Source organism: Xanthobacter sp. DMC12, from assembly GCF_056314105.1.
The window spans coordinates 412,652-435,652 of the sequence record NZ_JBQUYZ010000001.1 but is presented as its reverse complement, the minus strand read 5'-3'; the positions used below and the strand labels follow the sequence as shown (position 1 = coordinate 435,652).

General features: G+C 67.8%; 15 protein-coding genes and 1 tRNA gene. 4 read left to right on the top strand and 12 right to left on the bottom strand.

Going from position 1 to position 23,001, the window contains the following annotated elements; genetic code table 11:
• Nucleotides 1–26 precede the first annotated feature (26 nt).
• The 3 genes from ACT535_RS01840 to ACT535_RS01830 all read right to left on the bottom strand — a co-directional run bounded on the left by ACT535_RS01840 (nt 27) and on the right by ACT535_RS01830 (nt 2,748).
• Nucleotides 27–1,328: an O-acetylhomoserine aminocarboxypropyltransferase gene (locus ACT535_RS01840; protein ID WP_476363152.1), complete on the bottom strand. Its 1,302-nt coding sequence runs from the start codon at nt 1,326–1,328 to the stop codon at nt 27–29.
• Between the two features lie 71 nt (nt 1,329–1,399).
• Nucleotides 1,400–1,939, bottom strand: coding sequence for a CoA-binding protein (locus ACT535_RS01835; protein WP_476363151.1), 540 nt, complete (start codon nt 1,937–1,939; stop codon nt 1,400–1,402).
• Between the two features lie 32 nt (nt 1,940–1,971).
• Nucleotides 1,972–2,748, bottom strand: coding sequence for a TatD family hydrolase (locus tag ACT535_RS01830; protein ID WP_476363150.1), 777 nt, complete (start codon nt 2,746–2,748; stop codon nt 1,972–1,974).
• Between the two features lie 165 nt (nt 2,749–2,913).
• Between ACT535_RS01830 and ACT535_RS01825 the strand changes: the two genes are divergently transcribed.
• Complete coding sequence (locus tag ACT535_RS01825) at nt 2,914–3,495, top strand: biotin transporter BioY (protein WP_476363149.1); 582 nt, start codon at nt 2,914–2,916, stop codon at nt 3,493–3,495.
• Nucleotides 3,496–3,504: 9 nt separating this feature from the next.
• Here ACT535_RS01825 and ACT535_RS01820 read toward each other — a convergent pair whose 3' ends face one another.
• The 6 genes from ACT535_RS01820 to ACT535_RS01795 form a co-directional block, all read right to left on the bottom strand.
• Nucleotides 3,505–4,014, bottom strand: a complete 510-nt coding sequence (locus ACT535_RS01820) for a hypothetical protein (RefSeq protein WP_168457743.1) — start codon at nt 4,012–4,014, stop codon at nt 3,505–3,507.
• Between the two features lie 91 nt (nt 4,015–4,105).
• Nucleotides 4,106–5,659: a methionine--tRNA ligase gene (gene metG / locus ACT535_RS01815; RefSeq protein ID WP_476363148.1), complete on the bottom strand. Its 1,554-nt coding sequence runs from the start codon at nt 5,657–5,659 to the stop codon at nt 4,106–4,108.
• A gap of 58 nt (nt 5,660–5,717) precedes the next feature.
• Nucleotides 5,718–6,749, bottom strand: a complete 1,032-nt coding sequence (locus ACT535_RS01810) for a DNA polymerase III subunit delta' (protein WP_168457741.1) — start codon at nt 6,747–6,749, stop codon at nt 5,718–5,720.
• On the bottom strand, nt 6,746–7,408 hold the full coding sequence (gene tmk, locus ACT535_RS01805; protein WP_476363147.1) for a dTMP kinase: 663 nt from the start codon (nt 7,406–7,408) through the stop codon (nt 6,746–6,748). The genes ACT535_RS01810 and tmk overlap by 4 nt, the downstream gene beginning before the upstream one ends.
• On the bottom strand, nt 7,405–8,643 hold the full coding sequence (locus ACT535_RS01800) for a D-alanyl-D-alanine carboxypeptidase family protein (RefSeq protein WP_168457739.1): 1,239 nt from the start codon (nt 8,641–8,643) through the stop codon (nt 7,405–7,407). The genes tmk and ACT535_RS01800 overlap by 4 nt, the downstream gene beginning before the upstream one ends.
• Nucleotides 8,644–8,823: 180 nt before the next feature.
• Entirely contained in the window at nt 8,824–9,684 is an 861-nt protein-coding gene (locus ACT535_RS01795; protein WP_476326596.1) for a septal ring lytic transglycosylase RlpA family protein, read from the bottom strand.
• 352 nt (nt 9,685–10,036) lie between these two features.
• Here ACT535_RS01795 and ACT535_RS01790 point away from each other — a divergent pair.
• A tRNA-Ser gene (locus ACT535_RS01790) sits at nt 10,037–10,126 on the top strand.
• Between the two features lie 37 nt (nt 10,127–10,163).
• Here ACT535_RS01790 and ACT535_RS01785 read toward each other — a convergent pair.
• On the bottom strand, nt 10,164–10,604 hold the full coding sequence (locus ACT535_RS01785; RefSeq protein ID WP_476363146.1) for a helix-turn-helix domain-containing protein: 441 nt from the start codon (nt 10,602–10,604) through the stop codon (nt 10,164–10,166).
• A 69-nt stretch (nt 10,605–10,673) separates the two neighbouring features.
• Between ACT535_RS01785 and ACT535_RS01780 the strand changes: the two genes are divergently transcribed.
• A complete protein-coding gene (locus ACT535_RS01780) occupies nt 10,674–11,912 on the top strand; it encodes an MFS transporter (RefSeq protein WP_476363145.1) in 1,239 nt (412 codons plus the stop codon).
• A gap of 28 nt (nt 11,913–11,940) precedes the next feature.
• On the opposite strand, the gene ACT535_RS01775 is transcribed toward ACT535_RS01780, so the two are convergent.
• Together ACT535_RS01775 and ACT535_RS01770 are read right to left on the bottom strand one after the other, a co-directional pair.
• Entirely contained in the window at nt 11,941–19,506 is a 7,566-nt protein-coding gene (locus ACT535_RS01775; protein WP_476363144.1) for a hypothetical protein, read from the bottom strand.
• A gap of 282 nt (nt 19,507–19,788) precedes the next feature.
• Nucleotides 19,789–20,910: a TIGR03032 family protein gene (locus ACT535_RS01770; protein ID WP_476363143.1), complete on the bottom strand. Its 1,122-nt coding sequence runs from the start codon at nt 20,908–20,910 to the stop codon at nt 19,789–19,791.
• A gap of 293 nt (nt 20,911–21,203) precedes the next feature.
• Here ACT535_RS01770 and lldP point away from each other — a divergent pair, with 293 nt between their 5' ends.
• On the top strand, nt 21,204–22,895 hold the full coding sequence (lldP, locus tag ACT535_RS01765) for an L-lactate permease (RefSeq protein ID WP_476363142.1): 1,692 nt from the start codon (nt 21,204–21,206) through the stop codon (nt 22,893–22,895).
• Nucleotides 22,896–23,001: the final 106 nt, after the last annotated feature.

Genomic DNA, 23,001 nt, shown 5'->3' with positions numbered 1-23,001 from the left:
TTTTGGGAGCCCGCGCGGCTGGAAGATCAGATCTTCGCCAGCGCCTGATCGAGGTCGCCGATGATGTCCGCCGCATCCTCGATGCCGATGGAGAGGCGTACGACCTCCGGACCGGCGCCCGCTGCCGTCTTGCCCTCGTCGGTGAGCTGGCGATGGGTGGTGGAGGCGGGATGGATGATGAGCGAGCGCGTGTCGCCGATATTGGCGAGGTGCGAGAACAGCTCGACGTTGGAAACGAGCTTCACGCCCGCCTCGTAACCGCCCTTGAGGCCGAAGGTGAACACCGCTCCGGCGCCCTTGGGCAGGTATTTCTGCGCCAGCGCATGGTACTTGTCGGTCGCAAGGCCGGGATAGCTCACCCACGACACCTTGGGGTGCGCGGCCAGCCACTGCGCTACCTTCAGCGCATTCTCGCTGTGCCGCTGGATGCGAAGCGCCAGCGTCTCGATGCCGGTGAGGATCAGGAAGGCATTGAACGGCGAGAGCGCCGGCCCGAGGTCGCGCAGCCCCAACACGCGGGCGGCGATGGCGAAGGCGAAATTGCCGAACGTCTCGTGCAGCACCATGCCAGAATATTCCGGCCGCGGCTCGGTCAGGAAGGGGTAGCGGCCCGAGGCCGACCAGTCGAACGTGCCCGCATCCACGATCACGCCGCCGATGGAATTGCCGTGCCCGCCCAGGAACTTGGTGGCCGAATGCACGACGATGTCGGCACCGTCCTTGATGGGCTGCCAGAGGTAGGGCGTCGCCAGCGTGTTGTCGACGATGAGCGGCACGCCCGCCTTCTTGGCGATGGCGGAGATGGCCGCGACATCGGTCACCACGCCGCCCGGATTGGCGATGGATTCGATGAAGATCGCCTTGGTCTTCGGCGTCACCGCCCGCTCGAACGAGGACACATCGTCCGGGTCCGCCCACACCACGTTCCAGCCGAAGCTCTTGAAGGCGTGGGAGAACTGGTTGATCGAGCCGCCATAGAGCTTGCGCGAGGCGATGAACTCGTCGCCCGGCGTCAGAAGCGTGTGGAATACCAGATGCTGGGCCGCATGGCCGGACGCGACCGCAAGGGCCGCCGTGCCGCCCTCCAGCGCCGCGACGCGCTCTTCCAGCACCGCATTGGTCGGGTTTGTGATGCGTGTGTAGATGTTGCCAAAGGCCTGCAGCCCGAACAGGGAGGCCGCGTGGTCCACATCGTCGAACACGAACGAGGTGGTCTGGTAGATCGGCGTCGCCCGCGCGCCCGTGGTGGGATCCGGCTGGGCGCCGGCGTGAATGGCGAGGGTCGAAAAGCCCGGCTCGCGCGGGGCGGAGGTGTTGTCGTCGGACATGGGCGCTTTCTCCGTCAGTGCCAACCTTCTATGCCGGCGGGCTTCGATCGATAATTCCGTACTTCTACCGATTAGATTGATTTCGATCCACGCGGTGCGATGGAAAGCCGCTGCACCCCGCTGCCCAGCCGCTGGGGGCGGCGCGCGGAGATGGTGCGGGAATTGACGCCGGTCCAGCCGATTTCGCCCGAAAGCCGGCCATATTCGATCTTCGGGCAGCGGTTCATCACCACCTTGAGACCGGCGGCCTCGGCGCGGGCGGCGGCCTCGTCGTTGCGGACGCCAAGCTGGGTCCAGAACACCTTTGGCAGCGGATCGAGCGCCAGCACCTCGTCGAGAACGGCGGGCACATGCTCGGGTGCGCGGAACACATCCACCATGTCGATGGCCTCAGGCACATCCTTCAGAGACGCGACGAAGGTGAGCCCGACCACGGTCTTGCCCGCCTGCCCCGGATTGACCGGATAGACGCGATAGCCCCGCTCGGACAGATATTTCATGACGAAATAGGACGGCCGCGCCGCATTGGCGCTGGCACCGACGATGGCGATCGTCTTCACCTCGGAGAGGAGGGAGCGGATATAGGCGTCGTCGTAGCGATCGTGGTTCACAACGTCTCCTCCCTCGTTCAGCGCCGGGTGATTCAGCGCCGGGCCTTGGAAAACAAGGTGTAGAAATTCCGCGTGGTTGCGGCGGCGAAGGTCTCGAAGGGCTCGCCCCGCGCCTCGGCCAGCACCTTCGCCGTCTCGCGCACGAAAGACGGCTCGTTGCGCTTGCCGCGATGGGGGGTCGGCGCCAGGAAAGGGGAATCGGTCTCCACCAGAATGCGGTCGGCCGGCACATCACGTGCGATGGCGCGCAGATCCTCGCTCTTCTTGAAGGTCACGACGCCCGAAAAAGAGATATAGCCGCCCAGAGCCAGCGCGCGGCGGGCAAGTTCCGGTCCCGCGGTGAAGCAGTGGAGCAGGAAGGGAAAGGCCCCTTTGGCGGTCTCTTCCTCAAGGATCGCGGCAACGTCCTCATCCGCCTCGCGGGCGTGAATCACCAGCGGCAGGCCGGTCTCGCGCGAGGCCGCGATATGGGTGCGGAAGCCGTGCTCCTGCGCCTCGCGCGGGCCGAGATCGTAGTGATAGTCCAGCCCCACCTCGCCGATGGCGACCACCTTGGGATGGCGGGAGAGGTCCACCAGATCCTTCACCGTCACGTCGGTTTCCTCGCCCGCCTGATGGGGGTGGGTGCCGACCGAGCAGCTCACGCTGTCGAACCGCTCGGCGATGGCGAGAATCTCGTTGAAGCGGCGGACCCGCGTGGAAATGGTCACCAGATGGGAGACGCCGGCTGCCTCGGCGCGGGCCACCACGTCCGGCAGCTCGGCGGCGAAATCGGGGAAATCGAGGTGGCAATGGCTGTCGACGAGCATGATGATCCTACGGGCGGTCCGCGCATCACATAAGCGCATCGGCCGCCCCCGTCGAGGCGGCGGCCATGCGTCCCACGCGCGGCCGGGACTTGCCGCGCTCAACCGGCGAAGGTATCGCCGGGACCGACGCGGGCCCGGCCCGCTCGCCCGATCGTCAGGACCACCATGCTCAAGACCCAGCCTCCGTTCCGCCCCGCCCTCGCCCGCCTCGCGGACGCATCCAACGTCTGGGCGATCGCCGGCCTTGTGTTGGGTGTGGCGCTCCTGGCCTGGAGCGCCCAGCTGTCCATTCCCATCCAGCCGGTGCCGATCACCCTGCAAAGCTATGTGCTGATCACGCTGGCGGCGCTCATGGGCTGGCAGTTCGGTGGGCTCACCGTGGCGATCTATCTCCTCGCCGGACTCATGGGCCTGCCGGTGTTCTCGGGCGGGCGGAGCGGCCTTGCCATGCTCACCGGCACCTCCGGCGGCTTCATCGTCGGCTTTCTGGTGACGGCGCTGCTGGTGGGATGGCTTCAGGAGACCTGGGCGCGGCTGCGGCCGTTGCCGCTGTTCGGGGTCCTCGCTTTGGGCCATCTGGTGCTGATGGTGATGGGCGCTGGCTGGCTCGCCACCAAGGTCAGCCCCATGCTGGCGCTGGAGAAGGGCTTCGTGCCCTTCATCCCCGGCGCCGTGGTGAAGACGGTCGCCGCACTCGCCACTGTCATCCTGGTCGAACGACTGGCCGGAACCCCGCGCCAGCGTTGAAGAGCGCGGCTACTGGGCCGCGCTGATCTCTTCCTTGAGCGCATCCGCGTCGGAGGCGGGCATGGTGATGGGCTGCACGCGCTCGCCGGGACGGCCGGGATTGGTGACGATGGAGGCTTCCAGCGACACCGTGACGTTGCCGCCCGAGGTATTGAAGATGTAGTCGAGCCGGAAGGCGGCATCCTGGCTCTGGCCGTTGGTGCGCTTCATCGCCTCATCGGGCGGAAGACGTTTTTCGGCAATGAGTTGGGCCGGCTGGTCCACCGTAATGTTGTACTGGCGGGCGCGGCGCGACGTGGCGATGCGGGCGCGCACGAGGGTGGCGTCGGCACCGGCGAGCTTCACCTCGATGCGCGGAACGGCCGGGCCTTCCGGCGCCGGCGGGGGCATCTCGGTGGGCATGGCCGGGGGGATCGGATCATAATTGGGAGCTGGCGCCGGAGCGCGGTCGTAGCTGCTGGAGCAGCCGGCCAGTGCCAGCGCCACCGCGGCCGCCGAAACCCATCTCACGCCCGTCATTCCCACCGCTCCAGTTCCCCCAGCCCCGCGTGCTGTAAACTACAAAACCCTAGCAAGGTTAAGATATTTCCGGTCCGCGCACACCCGTCCCTCAGGTCGTGGCTTCCGGCTCCACATAGCGCGGGAACACGCCCACGGGGGTCGGGAGGGTGCGGCCGGCGGTCAGGCGGGAGGCCGGATCGAGCCGGTCGAAGCCCCGCTCGTCGGCCGGAATCGCGACCAGATCCAACAACTTGGCCGCGCTCTCCGGCATCACCGGCTGGACCAGGATGCCGACCTGCCGGATCACCTCGGCAGTGACCCAGAGCACGGTCTCCATGCGGGCAGGATCGGTCTTGCGCAGGGCCCAGGGGGCCTGGGCGGCGAAGTAGCGGTTGGCGTCGGCGACCACGGCCCAAACGGCGTTGAGATACAAATGGATAGCCTGCGCGTCCATGGCCTCGCGGCTCTTCGCCAGCATGCCGTCGGCGAGGGCGAGCATGGCTTCGTCCTCCGGCGAGAGGGGGCCGGGGGTGGGCACCAAGCCATTGAGATTCTTGGAGATCATCGACAGCGACCGCTGGGCGAGGTTGCCCAGGTCGTTGGCGAGGTCGGCGTTCATGCGGTTGACGATGGCTTCGTGGCTGTAGGAGCCATCCTGGCCGAACGCGACCTCCCGCAGGAAGAAATATCTAATGGCATCAACACCATAGGTCGCGGCAAGGTCGAACGGGTCGATGACGTTACCGACCGACTTCGACATCTTCTCCCCGCGATTGAAGAGAAAGCCGTGCCCGAACACGCGCTTGGGTGCCTCAAGCCCCGCCGACCAGAGAAACGCCGGCCAGTAAACCGCATGGAAGCGGATGATGTCCTTGCCGATGACATGAACATCCGCCGGCCAGTACTTGGCGAAGTCGCCCTCCACGTCCGGATACCCGAGCGCGGTGATATAATTGGTCAGCGCATCCACCCACACATACATGATGTGCTTGGGATCACCCGGAACGGGGATGCCCCAGTCGAAGGTGGTGCGGGAGATGGAGAGGTCCTGAAGGCCACCCGACACGAAGCTGACAACCTCGTTTCGGCGGGTGTCAGGCGCTATAAACCCCGGGTTTTCGGCATAGTAAGTGAGCAGTCGGTCCTGATAGGCCGAGAGCCGGAAGAAATAGCTTTCCTCCTCCACCCATTCCACAGGCGTACCCTGTGGGCCAAGCCGCACACCGGCATCGTTCAGTGCTGTCTCGTCTTCCGCGTAATAGGCTTCATCACGGATGGAATACCAACCGGCATAGGTGGATTTATAGATATCCCCATTCGCCGCCATCTTTTCCCAGATGGCCTGCGTGGAAATCCGGTGCCGCTCCTCGGTGGTGCGGATGAAGTCATCGTTGGAGAGGTTGAAGGTCTCCACCATCGCCTGGAAGCGGGGGACATTGCGCTCGAGCAGTTCGCGGGTCGTCAGGCCCGCGCGCTGGGCGGTCTGCAGCATCTTGATGCCGTGCTCGTCCGTGCCGGTGAGGAAGCGCACGTCATAGCCGTCGAGCCGCTTGAAGCGCGCCACGCAGTCGGTCGCGATCGCCTCATAGGCATGGCCCATGTGGGGCACGCCATTGGGGTAGGAGATGGCGGTGGTGATGTAGAACGGCGGCTTGACGGACATCGGAAGGCTCGGACGATTTCCCCGACCCCCGGGACTGCGGCTTCAGCTTGCGGCAGCTTCAGCGCACGGCCTCGGCCAGATCGGCAAAGATGCGAAACACCAGCGCCTTGCGATCGAGATTGAAGACATCAGCCTCGGTCGCGCTGCGCCGCACCTTCTCCCATACCTCGCCGAGGCGGACAAGGCGATGGCGGGGCACGTCCGCGTGCGTGGCCTGCGCGGCCACATAGTCGCTCACCGCCTCGACGAAGAGATCGAGCCCGTCCGCGCGGTCGCCCTGAAGCCGCGTGCCCAGCGCGTGCAGGTCCTCCGGCCGGGGCCGCGGCAACTGGCCCAGGGCCTTGAGGGTGGCGAGGCGCACCTCCATCCCCTCCCCGCGTGCCAGCGTCAGGGCGCGGCGCACGCTGCCGCCCGAGGCCTGCGCGGCGGCCGGAAGTTCGGCAGCGTTGAGGTCTCCGATCTCGGTGGAAAGGTGGTCCAGCGCCGCCAGCACATCGCCTTCCGCCAGCGCCCTAAGGCGCAGCAGCCGGGAGCGCGAGCGGATGGTGGCCAGCACCTTGCCGGGGGCATGGGTGATGAGCAGGAACAGCGCGCGCGGCGGCGGCTCCTCCAGCGTCTTCAGCAAGGCATTGGCGCCGAAGGCGTTCAGCTCGTCCACCGCATCGACGATGCACACCCGCCAGCCGCCGGCCGCCGCCGTGGCGCCGAAGAAGCTGCGCACCCGGCGCACCATTTCGGCCGGGATGATGGTGGGGATTTTCTCCTCCCCCGCCTCCGGCGCGCGGCGCAGCACCAGCATGTCGGGATGGCTGAGCGACGCCACCTGCCGGAACACCGGATGGCTTGGCGGCAGGCTCAGGTCATGGGCGCCCGGCTCCGGCCCGCCGGCCAGCACCACGCGGGCAAGGCGATAGGCCAGCGTCGCCTTGCCGATGCCCTCCGGCCCGCCGATGAGAAGGGCATGGGGCAGGCGCCCGGCGCGAAAATCGCCCAGCAGGTCCGCCTCCACCGCCGCATGGCCGAACAGGCGGTCCTGCTCGCGCGGATGCGGCGCGCCCGGCAGCACGTCGCCGGCGATCTCCGTGCTCATGCGCCCGCGCCTGCGATCTCGTCGACACCCAGCCCGAGACGGGCCGCCACCACGTGGGCAATGGCGGCCGCGACGGCATCCGCATCGGCCGAGGCATCGATGAGGACGCAGCGCGCCGGCTCTGCCTCGGCACGGGCGAGAAAGGCGGCGCGGACGGCGGCGTGATAGTCGCCGCCTTCCTTCTCGAACCGGTCGGCCGCCGCGCCCGCCGCGCGCCGGGCGGCGCGGGCAAGGCCGATCTCGGGCGGCACGTCGAGCACCAAAGTGAGGTCCGGCCGCACCGCGCCTACCGAAAGGCTTTCCAGCGAATCGAGCAGGCTCGGGTCCACGGCGCCGACCGCGCCCTGATAGACGCGGGTGGAATCGATGAAGCGATCGCACACCACGATCTTGCCCGCCTCCAGCGCCGGGGCGATCAGGCCGGCCACATGGTCCGCCCGCGCGGCGGCGAACAGCAGCGCCTCCGCCGCAGGCCCGAGGGGCTCGGCAGCGCCGGAGAGGATGACATGGCGCAGCGCCTCGGCGCCGGGCGTGCCGCCGGGCTCGCGGGTTTCCACCACCTCGCGACCGAGGGCGCGCAGATGCTCCGCCAGACGTCGCGCCTGGGTGGACTTGCCAGTGCCCTCCCCGCCTTCGAGGGTGATGAAACGACCGCTCATTTGCCGACCTTCGCGAGCACCTTCTTGAAGAGATCGCGCACGCCGTCGCCGAGCAGCGTCATGCCGCCGTCGAGGGCGCGGTCGGTCAGCGAGCCCACGGGCACGTCCTCGGCCGTGTAGAGGGGCACGTCGAGCGCCTTCACCTGCCCGCGCGTCACCTGCATGCGCCCCACCTCCGTCCCCTTGGCGACCGGGGCGCGCAGCGGGCCGGTATAGACGACCTTGGCGGTGACCCGCTCATTACCCGATCGCGGGGTGAGGATGGAGACCGCCCCCTTCGCCACGAGCCCCACCGAGCCCTGCGTGCCGCCGAACACCTGGGCGCGGCCGATCTCCTGGTCCGCCGTGAAGATCTGCCGCTGCCGGAACGACTGGAAGCCCCATTCCAGCAACTTGCGCGTCTCTTCCAGCCGCTCCTTCTCGCTCTTCGCGCCGAGGGTGGCGACGATGAGACGCTGGCCGTTCTGCACCGCCGAGCCGAGGGCGTGGTAGCCCACATCCTTCACCCAGCCCACCTGAAGGCCGTCCGCACCGATGCCGGCGTCCAGCAGCACATTGCGATTGCGCTGCTTGATGCGGCTCCACTCGATGTTGGGGCGGGCGAAGACCGGATAGTAGGTGGGATAGGTGCGGATGATGTGGGCGGCGAGCAGGCCGAGGTCGCGGGCCGTGGAGACCTGGCCGGGATCGGCGAAGCCGGTGGCGTTGTGGAACTCGGAATTCGCCATGCCGATGGCCTTGGCCTCGGCATTCATCATCTGGGAAAACTCGCTCTCGGTGTTGGCGACGCCCTCGGCCAAGGCGATGGCCGCGTCGTTACCGGAGACCACCAGCGCGCCGGCAAGCAGCTCGCCCACCGGGGCCGGCTTGTTCACCTCGGCGAACATCGCCGCGCCGCCCGAAGGGCCGCCGCCGCGCTTCCAGGCGTTCACGCTCACCACGAAGGGCGTATCAAGGGCGATCTTGCCGGCCTTGAGCTGGGAGAAGACCACATCCGCGGTCATCACCTTCGTGAGCGTGCCCGGAGCGAAGCGCTTGTCGGCGTCCTTCTCGTAGAGAATCGTGCCGGTCTCGAAATCGATCAGAACCGCGGCGGGTACCGACGTCTGGAAGCCCTGCGCCTGCTGGGCGGCGGCGGGCCGGGGCGCGGTCAGCGCGCCCGCCAGCGCCAGCGCGAGGGCCGGAAGGGCGAGGACGCGGGCAAGACGGGAGGCGAAGCGGGAGGACACGGACATCTGGCTCCACCGGATACGGCACGCGGGAAGTGCCGTCCCCACCGTGGCGCGGCCAAGGTCACGGCTTCCCCTTCGGCCGGATCATCGCGAAGCACCGGCTCCGGGTAAAGCCCCGCGGAATTCAGGATGGGGGGATATCTTCGGCAGGGACGTGAGCCGGCCGGCTCAGCGTTCGAAGATCTAGCGTTCTCCCGGAACCCCGGCGAAGCCGAGGCCGGAGACGGGCGCGGCGCCCTGCGACCAGCCGGCGCTGGCCACCACCTGGCCCGAACCGCCCGTCTGGCCGAGATCATACGGCCGCGGCGGCGGCACCGGCGCCTCGTCCGACGGCGGGGCGGAGGCGGCGACGCGCCGCATGGGCGGACCTTCCGGCACGAAGGGCTTGGCCGAGGCGACACGCACTGGCGAGCCCTCGATCAGGTCGGCCGGGGTGCCGTCCGTGCGCAGGGTGGAGGCGAGCTTGATGTCGTCGTCATCGTCGAGCGGCGCGCGCCCAAGATACTGCACCCGCACCTTGGTCATGCCCTTCTGGGCGAAGCCAAGCAGTTCGGCCGTCTTGTAGGAGACGTCGATCAGGCGGTCGCCCACATAGGGCCCGCGATTGTTGATCCGCACCACGATGGAGCGGTCGTTGGACAGGTTCGTCACCCGCACATAGGACGGCATGGGCAGCGTCTTGTGGGCGGCGGAGATGGAGCCCATGTCGAAGATCTCGCCATTGGCGGTCTTGCGGCCGTGGAAATCCTTGCCGTACCAGGATGCCGTGCCCTCGGCCATGTAATTGGGGTTCTCGGCCGGCACATAGGTGCGTCCGCCGATGGTGTAGGGCTTGCCCACCTTGTAGCTGCCGCCGCCGCGCGGCACCGGATCGCCCTCCGCGACCACGCGCGGGCTGGTCGAGACGCCCCAGATGGGATCGATCTTGCTGCCGAGGGATTCGACCGAGCCGCACCCGGCGATCGCGATCAGGGAGGAGAGAACCGCCACGGTCCGCACGCCCCGGATGGATGGCGCTGCCCCGGCGCCGGTGACGGCGCGCACGAGGTGACCGATCCTGTTCCGCTGCGTCCTCGCCGATCCCGTCATCATCCGTGCCCGGTTCCCCGCTTTTGCTGCCGCCGGCAGAGACAGAACGCACACGCCGCGATCGGCATGGACCCCGGCAGATTCCGCCAACAGGGGGTCCAATGACGGCAAAAATGGGGCGTAGCTGCGGCCATGGTTAACAAACGGCAATATTGCCGCCCATCTGAATACCATTACACCTCGTCGACGCACGCCCATCGGTGCGCTCCCGATCTCACGCCCCACCTTCCGCGCCAGCCCCCTCGACGCGCCCGCGCACCTGCTCTAGATGGGGTCCTCATACAGCCCCGCCCCCGAGGCGGGGCCCGGAAGGGTGGCCGAGTGGTTTAAGGCAGCGGTCTTGAAAACCGCCGTGGGTGCAAGCCCACCGTGGGTTCGAATCCCACCCCTTCCGCCAGTGCGTTGAAACGGCACATCGCTCGGCCGCCCTGGCCTCACGCCCCGGGTCCTCGTTTTCTCCTCGCCGTGGTCGCGCGCATTTTCCCGCGCCTTCCCGCCACATCCACCAGCCGCCGGAACGTCGGGCATTCCATATGCGACGGCGCCCGGCAGTCGGCGACGTGGCGAAGGGTGTCGCGCAGCGCGGTCAGTTCGTGGATCTGCCGGTCGATTTCGTCGGCCTTCTGGTGAAGCAGATCGCGCGGCAGGTCCGGCATGCCGTTCCGGCCGAACATTGCGGCGATTTCTTCCAGCGAGAATCCTGCAGACTTGCCCATGGAAATGAGCCTGAGCTGCAACAGCACCTCCGGCGGGAACTGCCGCCGCAAGCCGTGCCGGGAGGCTGAGGAGATCAGCCCGGCCTCCTCGTAATAGCGCAGCGCCGAAGGCTTGAATCCGCTTTGCGCCGCGACCTCACCGATATCGAGAAACTTCATGCTTGACCTCAAGTCGGCTTGAAGTGGCAGCCTGCCCCTCACTCGAAATTCAGGCAAGAGGGCAAGAGCATGAAACAGGCGGAACCGGGCGCATCCCGCAAGATGAGGTCCCCCGTTGCGATGACATTGGCGATGGCCATGCTGCTGGCCTCGCTTGGCACCAGTATCGCCAACATCGCCCTACCCGCGCTCAGCGTCGCATTCTCGGCACCGTTCGCACAGGTCCAGACGGTCGTCGTCGCCTATCTTGCCGGCCTGACGATTACCGTCCTCGTCGCGGGCCGGCTCGGTGACGCCTACGGACTGAAGCCGATGCTCATCGTCGGTCTGGCGGTCTTTTCGACGGCCTCGCTGCTGTGCGCGATTGCGCCGAACCTCTGGCTGCTGGTCGGCGCGCGGGCCCTGCAGGGCATCGGCGCGGCTTTCCTCATGACGCTCACCATGGCGATGATGCGTCAGACGGCCGGCGAGGCGAAGGTCGGGCGGGCCATGGGCCTGCTTGGCACGGCATCGGCGCTCGGGACGGCGCTCGGCCCTTCGCTCGGGGGCCTGCTCATTCCCATGACGGGATGGCGCGGCATCTTCTGGATTCAAGTCCCGCTGGCGGTGCCAGCCCTTGTCCTCGCCGTTGTCACGCTGCCCGGCGAACAGCCGCGGGCAAAGGCGCCATCGTTGCGTTTGTGGCCAAAGATATCTTCGCACCTCGCGGCCAATCTCGCGCTCAACGTGATGGTGGCCGCCGTCATGATGGCGACGCTGGTGGTCGGCCCCTTCTATCTCAGCCTTGGTCTCGGTCTGGAGGCGATGGATGTGGGCCTCGTGATGGCGGTCGGACCGGTGATTTCGATCTTCAGCGGGATTCCGGGCGGTCGGCTCGTCGATGGCTGGGGAAGTGGCCGCGTGCTCACCATCGGGTTGGTGCTGTTGACGGCCGGCGCGCTTCTGCTCGCATTTTTGCCGGACACGATAGGTGTCGTCGGCTATCTGCTCGCCATCACCGTGCTGACGCCGGGCTACCAACTCTTTCAGGCCGCCAACAATACAGCCACGCTGGCCCATGTGGCGCAGGATCAGCGCGGAATGGCGTCCGGTGCGCTGAACCTGTCGCGCAATATCGGGCTTATCGCGGGTGCATCGCTCATGAGCGCCGTCTTTGCCTTCGGCGCGGGAACCGGACAGTTCACCGGGGCAACGGCCTTGGACATCGCCGCCGGAATGCGGCTGACCTTCCTTCTGGCCGGAGGAATGATGCTGACCGCGCTCGGCATCGTCTTCGGACGCCTTGCGCCATCACACCGCCCGCTTTGATCGCCCGCTTCCGGCGATGGGTTGCCCCTCAGAACCGCACCGAGAAACGCAGCGACCCGGCGTGGGAGATGAAGTCGTTGCCGACGACGCCTTCGTAGCTGACGCGCAGGTCGATTCTGTCCTTCGAGGACCACTGGAGGCCGAGGGTCACGTCGGCGAGCCAGTCCGGCAGGGCGACGACCGTGCTGAAATTGCCGGTGCCCAGGGGGGCGTTCAGCAGGGCGGCGGTCACGTCCCAGGTGTTGTTGGAGTACCAGGTGGCGCCGATGGTGCCGTAGGGCCGCAGCACGGAGCCGTCCGGCAGGTCGTAGCGCGCGCCGACTTCCAGATGCGGCCCGAGGGCGATGGTGAAATTGTCGTTCTGGGCCACCGCGAGATCGTAGGGGCTGAGGTGCCCGCCCTCGTTGAAGCCCGGCACGGACGTATAGATCAGGTCCATCTGCCCATAGGGCTTCAGGTACCAGTTCTGGAACGGAACGCTGTATTCGGCCCGCAGGCGTCCGGCGGCGGTGTAGCTCTCGTAGTTCGAGTCCGAGAGATAGGTCGCGGTGCCGATGACGGACTGGCGGCTTGCGTCATACCAGCCGTAGCCGAGATGGGCGGCGGCAGAGAACAGCCACGGCCCCATCTCGCGCTTGAGCGAGGCGGAGAGGCCCACCTCCTGCCCCTGGGTGGAGGAATAGCCGAACTCATTGGTGAAATAATCGAGACCGTAGGAGGCGGCGAGGCCGACGAACCAGCCGGTGGCCACCTCCTTCTGCGCGCCCAGGCGGTAGGCGGTCTGGGTGACGTTGAAGCCGGTGTAGTCGCCCGGCGTGAAGGAGGTGTAGCCCGCGTCGACGCGGGCCCACATGCAGTCCCCCTGCTGCACCAGCGTGCCGGAGCCCTGGAATTCCGGGCAGCTCAGCACCGAGCCGAGGGCCGAGCGCGATGTGCCCACCGCCGCGGCGGGACCGGCGGCGAGAATGGCGGGCATGGCGGTGCCCAGCGCGCGCTGGTAGGCGCCGAGGCTCGGCAGGTTGATGAGGTCCGCATAGACCGGGTTGAGGCCATCGGACCCGCCGGCGTTCCAGCTCGCCTGCAGGTGCTGGGCGTAGGCCTTCTGGTTGGCGTTGAGCTGCACCCCCGCCGGCGCGAAGGTCACCTCCGGCGCGATGATGAGCGCGGTGTCGGTGGAGGCGCTCGTATTCCAGGCGACGTTGATGCCGCTGTTGGAATTGCTGGTCACCGCCATCTGCGAGAGGATGGCGGGCATCTCCAGCGAGCCGTTGCAATTCGCCGGATTGTTTCCGCACACCGTCATCACGGTGTACTGGCCGTTGGGATCGAGCGAGCCGACGACGCTCACGCCGACATTGCCCGAGGCCTTTGAAACGGTGCCGACGTTGAACACGTCGCTGGAGCTGGCCCCGCCCACGTCGACGCTGATGGTGCCGCCGGCCTGGAACAGGGTGCCGGTCAGCGTCGTGCTGCCGAAGGTCCCCGCGCCGGCAACGACGATGGTGCCCTGGTTGTTGAAGGTACCCGACGTGCCGAGGTCGACGGTGCCGTTCGCGTTGGTGACGTAGGTCGCGCCGTTCTGGTTGAGGAAGGTCGCCCCCGGCCCAGTGCCGTTCGACAGGATCACGTCGCCGATGATCGTGCCGTTGTTGGTGACGGTGTTGCTGCCCCAGAGCGAGGAGATCGCGAGCCCCGACGCCGCGCTCACCTTCGCGCCGGCGCCCACGGTGACCGAGTTGGTCGCGAGGCCGTCCAGCACGATGGCGGCGCCGCTCCCGCTGCCGCCGGTGATCTTGGAATTGTCCTGGATGTTGACGGAGATGCTGCCGGAGGTCGCCGCCGCCTGGTTGGTGTCGATCAGGCCCGAGGTGGACTGGATGCCGCTCTGCGCGAAGATCGCGATGGAATTGGCGCCGCTCGTGCTGATCGTGCCGAGATAGTTGATGGAGATGTCGCCGGGGGAGAGGGGGCCGCTGACGCCCGTGACGCGGGAATCCGTGGTCGATCCGGTCGGGATGATGAGGCCGCCGGAATTCCCCACGAGGCCGCCGCCGCCGCTGAGGCTCTGGGCGACGATGCCGTGGGCGTTGGTTCCGGTGGTGGTGATGGAGGACACGCCGTTGGAGACGATGGTCACGTCGCCGCCGGCCATGTTCGCATTGACCTCGACGCCGCCCTTCGAGGGGGTCAGAAAATTGGCGTAGGTCATGCCGGAGGTGGCATCGAGCGCGCCGGTGTAGCCGCCGCCGCCGCCGATGGACTGGGCCACGACCGCGGTCGCCCCGTTGCCGGTGGTGGCGATGCTGCTGCCCGCTTCGAAGGTGACGGTGACGCCGCCGCCGGTCTCCACCAGATTGCCGGAGGAGGAATTGCCGAGGCTGCCCTTCACCGTCAGCGTATTCACGTCGAGGCCGGAGCCGTCGGTGGCGAAGCCGCCGCCGCCGCCGATGGACTGGGCCAGCACGCCGAAGGCGTTGTCCCCGGTGGTCGCCACCTGCGAGGTCAGGATGACATTGACCGCACCGCCGCCGCCGCCGGCATTGTTTGTGGCGCTGCCGCCCTGCTGGGTGCCGCCGATGGTGAGCGTGAGCGTGCCGTTGGAATTGGCGACCGCCTGGGCGAAGTTGGCGGCGATCTCGTCGACCGTGGCCTGGCCCAGGATATCGACCACCTGCTGGCCAAGCTCCTGCTGGTAGGCCGCCTGCCCGGCGCTGCTGTAGTCGGCCTGGTTGGCATAGAACAGGCCGCCGCCGCCGCCGATGGACTGGGCCACCACACCGTGGGCTTCATTGCCGTGGGTGGTGATCTGCCCGGCGGTCACGGTCACCGCGCCGCCGCCGGAATTGGCACCGCTGGCGGTCTCGCCGCCGAGGCTGACGGCCGGGCCGAGCAACGTGGGGGAAAGATCGGAGCCGAGCCCGCTGACGCCGCCGCCGCCGCCGATGGACTGGGCGAGGATGCCGAACGCGCTATCGCCGCTGGTGGTGATGGTGCCGGAATTGGTGACGATGACGGTCCCGCCCGAGCCGGCCGCGCCGCCGCTGCCGCCCATGGTGATGGTGGCGTTGAGCAGCTGCGATCCGTAGGAGGTCGCCGCGCCGCCCGTGCCCCCGCCGCCGCCGATGGACTGGGCGAGGATGCCGAACGCGACATCGCCGCCGCTGCCGCCCGCGGCACCGGTAATGATGGTGCCGGCATTGGTCACGGTCACCTGCCCGCCATTGCCCCCCGCGCCGCCGCTGCCGCCGAGCGAGAGCTGGAGATTGACCGTCGGGATCCAGGTGTCCTTGTCCTTGTCTTCCTTCAGGCTGTTGAGCATCGCGGTGAGCGTTGCGGTGGACAGGCCATCGAGGCCGGCTTCGACGGCGCTGTTGTCCAGGTCGGCCGTCGATGTGCCGGCGTTGCCGCCGCCGCCGCCCACCGAGGTGGCGACGATGCCGTGGGCGCCGTCCGCCGAGGTCTGGATGGTGGCGGTGGTGCTGTTGGTGACGCTGATGGTCCCGCCGTTGCCGCCGGTGCCGCCGTTGCCGCCGAGGGTCAGCTGCTCGCTGAAGTCTGCGCTCGACACGGCCTTGCCCGCCGCCGCCACGCCGCCGCCGCCGCCCACCGACAAGGCGAAGATGCCAGCGGAATCGATGCCCGTGGTCTGGATCTTCGCGTCGTTCGAGGCGGTGATGTTGCCGCCGCTGCCGCCGTTGCCGCCGTTTCCGCCGACGGCGAGGTTGACCTGGTAGGAATCGTTGAAGGGGATTGGCAGCGCCGAGGTCACCGGGTCGCCCGGAACCAGCGTCTCGAGCTGCGTCGTGCCGATGCCGCCATTGCCGCCGCCGCCGCCGATGGTGACGATCGAGATGCCGTGGGAGGCAAAGCCCGAGGTCGTGATCGTGGCGCTCGTCGTGTTGTTGTAGGCGTAGACATTGCCGCCATTGCCGCCGGAGCCCCCGGCGCCGCCGGCCGTCACGCCGATATTGACAGTCTTGGACAGGCCTGCCGCCAGCGTCATGGTCTGGGCGTTGCCGGCCTCGCCGCCGCCACCTCCGACGCTGGTGATCTGGATACCGGGGGACTGGTCGCCGGTCGTCGTCAACACGCCGGTGTTGCTCACCTTCACGGTGCCGCCGTCGCCGCCGCCCCCGCCGTTTCCGGCGATGCTGATGGTGAAATTGACCTGCGGCTGGTCCGGGCCGAAGCCGGCCGAATAGGTGCTGCTGTTGGACTGCCCGCCGGCCCCTCCGTTGCCGCCCACGGAGAGCGCGCGGATGGCGGCCGAGTCGCGGCCGGAGGTGCTGATGGTGCCACCAGCGGTGTTGTTGATGGTCAGGTCGCCGCCGGTGCCGCCGGTGCCGCCGCTTCCACCGAGATCGATGGTCACGGCCGGAACGCTGAAACCGCCGACGTTCGTGCTGCGGACGCTGCCGCCGAGGCCGCCGCCGCCGCCCTCGCTGAAGGCGAAGATGCCGTTGCTCGAGTCGCCCGATGTGGTGATGGTGCCGTTATTGGTGATGTAGGTGTAGCCGCCCTTCGCGCCGTTGGCGCCCTGCCCGCCTTGGGCGAAGATGAAGATGGCGCCGTCCGCATCGGTGGATCCCCCGGCGCCGCCGCCGCCACCGAAGGAGCTGGCGAAGATGCCGTGGCTCTCGTCGCCGGAGGTGATGATCGCGCCGGTGTTTTGCACGCTCACCTGGCCGCTCGGCGCGCCTTTGCCGGCCTGGCTGTTTTCCACCCCGCTTGCACCCGTACCGCCGATGCTTGTCGCGTAGATGCCGGAGGAATAGGCGCCCTTGGTGGTGATCGTGCCGCCGCTGACCACCTCCACCGCGAAGCCTGTCGTCAGTCCGGTGCCGCCGTTACCCGACGTATCTCCGGATGTGATGCCGCTCTGGCCGCCGTTGCCACCCGACGAGATCGCCCGGATGCCGACCGCGTAGTTGCCTGCCGTGGAAATGTTGGCATTGGTCTTGATGGTGACGATGCCGGCCGCGCCGCCATTGCCGCCATTGCCGACGCCAAAATCTCCATTCTCCGCCCTGTGGTAGCCGCCGTATCCGCCCTGCCCGCCGATGCTCTGGGCGAGGATGCCGGCGGAATGATCGCCCGATGTGCTGATGATGATGGGCTGGCCGCCCTGGGCCGAATAGGCGGTGAAGCTCACATTACCAGCGTTGCCGCCCCCGCTGGCATCGCTCCAGTGGTTGATGAACGACCCGTTCTCGGTGAAGCCGCCGCCACCCCCGCCGCCGTTGGCGATGAGCGCCACGGCTGGCGAATTGGCCCCCACGCTGCTGATCTGGATCGACGGCGCCGCCGCGGACTGGGGCTGGAGGGTGAGGGAAATGTTGCCCGCGTTGCCGGCGCTGCCGACGGTCTGCCCGCTGCCCCCATAGAGATGGCCGTAGCCCGCGTTGCCGCCGCTGGCGTTGATGAGGATCGCGGGCGCCACGTATTTGGTGCCGAGCAGCGGGTTCGGGCTCTGCTGGGTGGCCGTGGTGGTCACGCTGCCGCCGATGGTGGCCGTGACGTTGGCGCCGTTGCCGCCGGCGTTGGGGCCACAGATGCTGGTCAGGCAGGCATCTCCGCCCATGGCCTTCAGATAGATGGCCGGCCCCGCATTGGCCGCCGTGACCGACACGTTGCCGGTGCTTACGAGGGTGATGGTCCCGGCATTGCCCGCAGTCCGCAGCACGCTGTAATAGCTCGCGGTATTCACCGAGCCGCCCGAGCTGTTGACGAGGATGCCCATGGCCCCCGCCCCGGTTGCGGTGATGTCGCCCGAGGCGTGGATCACCACGTTGCCGCCGTTGCCGCCATTGCCCGCGGCATAGCGGTCGCCTTCCGCGCTTTCCATGGCGATGCCGGAATTGCCGCCGGCAGCGAGAATGGTGATGCCGTTGCTGTAGGCGCCCGAGACCGAAATGCCCATGCCCACATAGAGCTTGGCCGAGCCGGCATTGCCGCCGCTGCCGGCACCGCCGATGTCGGGGTCTCCGCCATCGCCGCCGCGCCCGCCGCTGGTGTTGATGCGGATGCCGTCCGAATAGGCGCCGGGGTTGGAGCGCGGGATGTTGTTCGAGGCGCTGTAGGGTTGGCGCAGGAAGGACGCGCCGGACGTGACGATCTGGTCGGTGGGGCTCGCGCCGTAAGCCTTCACGACGACGGAATTGCCGTTCCCGCCGGCGAGGCCGTACTTGTAGGATTCCAGATTGAAGAAGCTGGGCCCGGCCGCGCCGCCCGCCGCCGAGGCGTAGATGCCGGCGGAATAGTTCTGTTGGGTCTGGATGGCCCCCACATGATCGATGGTGATGGTGCCGGCGTTGCCGCCCGCGCCCCCGGCGGAGAGTTTGCCATAGGCGAAGCCGGCCGGCCCGCCGGTGCCGCCGTTGGCATTGGCATAGATGCCGGCGCCCCGCACACCGTTGGTCTGGATCGCAACGCCCGAGGAGGTGGTGATCGAGATGTTGCCGCCGTTGCCGCCGGTGCCGCCATTTCCACCCTCATCAATGGAATGGTAGGAGCCCTGGCCGCCGCCGCCGCCGGTCGTGCGCACGAGGATGCCGCTGGAGCCGTTTCCGGAAGCGGAGATGTTGCCATATTGCTTGACGCTGACCGGGCCGCCATTGCCGCCGCTGCCACCCACGGACGGCGTCGAATCGCCCGTATAGCCGACGGTGCCGCCGGCGCCGCCCATGCTGATGATCGAGATGCCCGAGGAATTGCTGCCGCTCGTGATGATGGCGCCGTGATTGACCACGTTCGCGCCGTTGGAATTCCCGCCGGTGCCGCCCGTTCCCCCGGCATTGTTGGGCCGCTCGAATCCCGTGCCGTTGCCGCCGTAGCCGCCCGACGTCTTCACATAGATGCCCGGGCTCGCATTGCCGGACACGGTGATGGCGCCCTTGCTGTAGATCTTGGCGTAGCCGCCGGTGCCGCCGGCGCCGCTCGGGCCGGAGGAGATGCCGTAGGTGTATCCGCCGATGCCGCCGACGCCGCCCACCGAAATCGCCGAGATGCCGGCACCCGTCCCGGCCGAGGTCAGCGCCCCGGTGTTGTTGATGTTGATGGTGCCGCCATTGCCTCCGGCGCCGCCGGACTGGGAGCCGTTGGTATCGTTGCCGCCACCACCATTGCCGCCGTTGCCGCCGCTCGCGTTGGCGGTGATGGCCGCCGAGGCCGGCGTGAGCGGGCCGCTGAGGGGTGCGGAATTGACGATGGTGACGGTGCCGCCATTGCCGCCGTCGCCGCCGTTGGTGGCCGAGGTGGTCCAGTCCGCGGCGGCGCCATATCCGCCCTGCCCACCGGTGGAGGACGCAGCGAGCGATCCGGGCGACAGGGCGCCGGCGTTGGTCAGGCCCACATTCACGCCTGAAGAGGCGTCCGCATCGGACTTGCTGCTGGCGTTGTTCTTGCCGTTCGCACCGTCGCCGGAGATGTAGATCTGGCTGCCGGATTGCTGGCACGCGGCCGGGCTTCCGGCGACCGTGCAGGTGGCCTGTGCGTAGGTAGCGGTGGGCAGAAGCGCGGCGCCGCCGGCGAACGAGCTGCTGAGGAAGGTCGCCTGAAGGAGCAGGCCCTTCAGCGCATTGGTCTTCTTGCCCATTTTCCGCCCCGCCGCGAGGGGTGAGCGAAGGCCCCCTCATTATTGTCGGCCAACCCACCGGAGGCGCCTGACGCAGGCGACCTCGGCGGATCGCCTGGGGGTAACGCTTCCGGGTGGAGTTCGCGCGAGACCGGCGAGGCGTGCCGGAAATGCCGGCCAAGCCACCCCCGATCCTCCCAGCCTACCGCCCAAGGCTCAGTTCCAGTTGCAGCACTGACGCAGGGGCCTGTCCATAGGTCGCGCGCCGTTGGGTAAACAATCCTATACCCTGATGCGCGGCGGTTACACTGCCCCAGCGTTACCCAATGGAGCGTCCGGCGCTTCGATGGTCAGGAGGCTTGAAAGGTCGGGCCCGCTCTCGGGTGCCGCCATGGGGCAGGCGGCTCCGGGCAGCACGGCCACGTCGAACAGCTCGCGAATCGCGCCCTCCAGCCGGATCCACTCCACCACGTCGCCGGTGGCGAGCTTGATGATCTGGACGCCGCACCACGGGCTGCCGCCGCGCCGCGCAATCTCGCCGTCGATGGGCATGCCCGTGAACGACAGATGCCGCGGCAGGGAGAGCGTCACCACCGCATGGCCGTCATGGATGGACAGGCCGCGCAGGAAGCCGGGGCAGAAGGCCACATCCTCCTTGGCGCCGGTGGTCGGATCGACCCGGACAAGATAGCCCCGCGCGGAATCGAGCATCCAGATCCACCCGCCGTGCACTCGCGGCGAATGGGGCATGGAAAAGCCGTCGGCGATCACCGCGTCGTCGTCCACCCGGATGAGGAGCCCGCCGCCCACCCGGTGGTCGCGCCAGCCGTCCACCACGTCGGTCGCGGACACCGCCGTCACGTAGCGCACCCGCCCGTCCTCCAGGGCGAGACCGTTGAGGTGGCAACGATCCTCGGCGGCGAGCCGGGAGATGAACTTCGGCTTCCACACCGGCTTGAAGGAGTGCGTGCTGCTGACCGTGGCAAGGCAGCTGAACTTGGTGTTCACGAAGACGATGCGGCCGCTCGCCTCCACCGCGATCTCGTGGGCGTCCACATCGCCAGTGACATAAGCGGTGCGCGGAACGTAAAGGCGATCGAAATGCCCGTTCGCCCGCTCATCGGGGCCGAGCACGTTGGCGAAGCGCCAGATCTGGTTCAGCGAGGCGAGATAAAGCTCGTTGCCGCGCGGAGCGAGGCCCATGGCCCGCACGAAATTGCGCTGGTGGAACGAGAGGTTCTCATTGCCGAACTGGCCGACCAGAAAGAGCTGACCGCTCTGGTAGGAGGAAAAGGCGAGGCTGACCCTGTGCTGCCGCAGCCACGTGGCGAAGGTGCGGGAGCAGGTGATCTGGGTCTGGTCCTCCGCGAGGGACGGCGCGGGCGTTGCCGCCTCGGCTGTCGCTACCGCGTGCGCTTCTTCCATCGCTTCGACTCGCTCTGCCTATCGGACCTTGGGTCGGCCAAGGGCCGAGGAGTGAAGCCGTTTTTTTCAGCTGAGACCAGACCGCAGCGGCGCAGCGCACAGCCTGGCCGTTGCGAGGGCGCGGGCCCGCCGGAGCCGAATCGCCCGCCTTACCCGGAACCCCTTGAGGTGAGCCAATTTGGTTGGACCAAAAAGTCTCGCACGATTTCGTTTGACATCAACATCTGCATTAGGCAGTACCAAATTAACAACGCGTACTTTTTGGTAGTACCAAATAACAATCGGAGGGTAACGTGGGGGTCTGGAACCAGATTTATAACCCGATGGGGAACATGTGGCTGTCGAGCCTCGGCGCCGCCATCCCGATCATCTTCTTTTTCGTCGCGCTCACCCGGCTCAAGCTGAAAGGCTATGTGGCCGGGACCATCACGGTTCTTCTTGCACTCGGCGTTGCCATCCTGCTTTACGGCATGCCGATACAGATGGCGCTTGCCGCTGGCGTCTACGGTTTCTTCTATGGATTGTGGCCGATCGCCTGGATCATCATCGGCGCGGTCTTTCTCTACAAGATTTCCGTTGAGACAGGCCAGTTCGAGATCATCCGCCGCTCCATTCTCTCCGTGACGGAAGACCAGCGCCTGCAACTGCTGCTGGTGGGCTTCGCATTCGGCGCGTTCCTGGAGGGCGCGGCCGGCTTCGGGGCGCCCGTGGCCATCACCGCGGCGCTGCTCGTCGGCCTCGGCTTCAAGCCGCTCTACGCCGCCGGCCTCTGCCTGATCGCCAACACCGCGCCGGTCGCCTTCGGCGCCATGGGCATCCCGATCATCGTCGCCGGGCAGGTCACGGGGCTCGATCCCTTCCACATCGGCCAGATGGCCGGCCGCCAGCTTCCCTTCCTCTCGGTGCTGGTGCCCTTCTGGCTCATCCTCATCATGGATGGCACGCGGGGCGTACGCGAGACGTGGCCTGCGATCCTCGTCGCCGGCGGCTCCTTCGCCACCGTGCAGTTCCTGACCGCCAACTTCGTCGGCCCGGAGCTGCCGGACATCACCGCCGCGCTCGCCACCCTCATCACCCTGCCGCTGTTCCTGCGCTTCTGGCAGCCCCGCCGCATCTTCCGCTTCGAGACCGAGGCGCCAAGCAAGGGCGGCCTGGACCACGGTGCCGCCCCGGCGCCGACGGTCGCCTCCATCGAGACCGGCGTGACCTACACCGCCGGCCAGATCGTCCGCGCCTGGTCGCCGTTCCTCATCCTCACCGTATTCGTGACGATCTGGAGCATCCCGCCCTTCAAGGCCCTGTTCGCGCCGGGCGGCGCCCTGGCCGACATGGTGGCCCATGTGAGCGTGCCGTTCCTGCACAACATGGTCGTGAAGCTGCCGCCCATCGTCACCAGCGCGAAGCCCTTTGCCGCGGACTACAAGTTCGACTGGCTCTCGGCCACGGGCACAGCGATCTTCCTCGCCGCCATCGTGTCGGTCGTGTTCCTCGGCATGAAGCCGTCGCGGGCGGTCTCGACCTTCGTCTCGACCATCAAGGGCCTGCTGATCCCCATCTACTCCATCGGCATGGTGCTGGCCTTCGCCTTCATCGCCAACTACTCGGGCCTTTCCTCCACCCTCGGCCTCGCGCTGTCGGAGACCGGGCCGAGCTTCACCTTCTTCTCGCCCTTCCTCGGCTGGCTGGGCGTGTTCCTCACCGGCTCCGACACCTCGGCCAATGCGCTGTTCGCCTCGCTGCAGGCCACCACGGCGCACCAGATCGGGGTGAGCGACGTGCTCCTCGTGGCGGTCAACACCACCGGCGGCGTCACCGGCAAGATGATCTCGCCCCAGTCCATCGCCATCGCCTGCGCGGCGGCGGGCCTCATCGGCCGGGAGTCGGACCTGTTCCGCTTCACGGTCAAGCACAGCCTCGCGCTGGCGGCCATCGTCGGCATCATGACCACCATTCAGGCCTACCTGACACCGTGGATGATCCCCTGAGGCGAAGCCGCCTCAGCCCAACCTGGTCCAACCATCGTCCACAAGCCTCGGCAGCGGGATGAACGCGCGGGCTGGAAGTTCGTGTGCCGGAAAGACATAGTGGCGT

Coding starts and splice junctions, on each gene's coding strand:
- ACT535_RS01830 (WP_476363150.1), bottom strand. CDS start 2,748: ATGCTCGTCGACAGCCATTGCCACCTCGATTTCCCCGATTTCGCCGCC.
- metG (WP_476363148.1), bottom strand. CDS start 5,659: ATGTCCGTCAAGCCGCCGTTCTACATCACCACCGCCATCTCCTACCCC.
- ACT535_RS01820 (WP_168457743.1), bottom strand. CDS start 4,014: ATGACGGGCGTGAGATGGGTTTCGGCGGCCGCGGTGGCGCTGGCACTG.
- tmk (WP_476363147.1), bottom strand. CDS start 7,408: ATGAGCGGTCGTTTCATCACCCTCGAAGGCGGGGAGGGCACTGGCAAG.
- ACT535_RS01800 (WP_168457739.1), bottom strand. CDS start 8,643: ATGTCCGTGTCCTCCCGCTTCGCCTCCCGTCTTGCCCGCGTCCTCGCC.
- ACT535_RS01810 (WP_168457741.1), bottom strand. CDS start 6,749: ATGAGCACGGAGATCGCCGGCGACGTGCTGCCGGGCGCGCCGCATCCG.
- ACT535_RS01780 (WP_476363145.1), top strand. CDS start 10,674: ATGAAACAGGCGGAACCGGGCGCATCCCGCAAGATGAGGTCCCCCGTT.
- ACT535_RS01770 (WP_476363143.1), bottom strand. CDS start 20,910: ATGGAAGAAGCGCACGCGGTAGCGACAGCCGAGGCGGCAACGCCCGCG.
- ACT535_RS01840 (WP_476363152.1), bottom strand. CDS start 1,328: ATGTCCGACGACAACACCTCCGCCCCGCGCGAGCCGGGCTTTTCGACC.
- ACT535_RS01785 (WP_476363146.1), bottom strand. CDS start 10,604: ATGAAGTTTCTCGATATCGGTGAGGTCGCGGCGCAAAGCGGATTCAAG.
- ACT535_RS01825 (WP_476363149.1), top strand. CDS start 2,914: ATGCTCAAGACCCAGCCTCCGTTCCGCCCCGCCCTCGCCCGCCTCGCG.
- ACT535_RS01775 (WP_476363144.1), bottom strand. CDS start 19,506: ATGGGCAAGAAGACCAATGCGCTGAAGGGCCTGCTCCTTCAGGCGACC.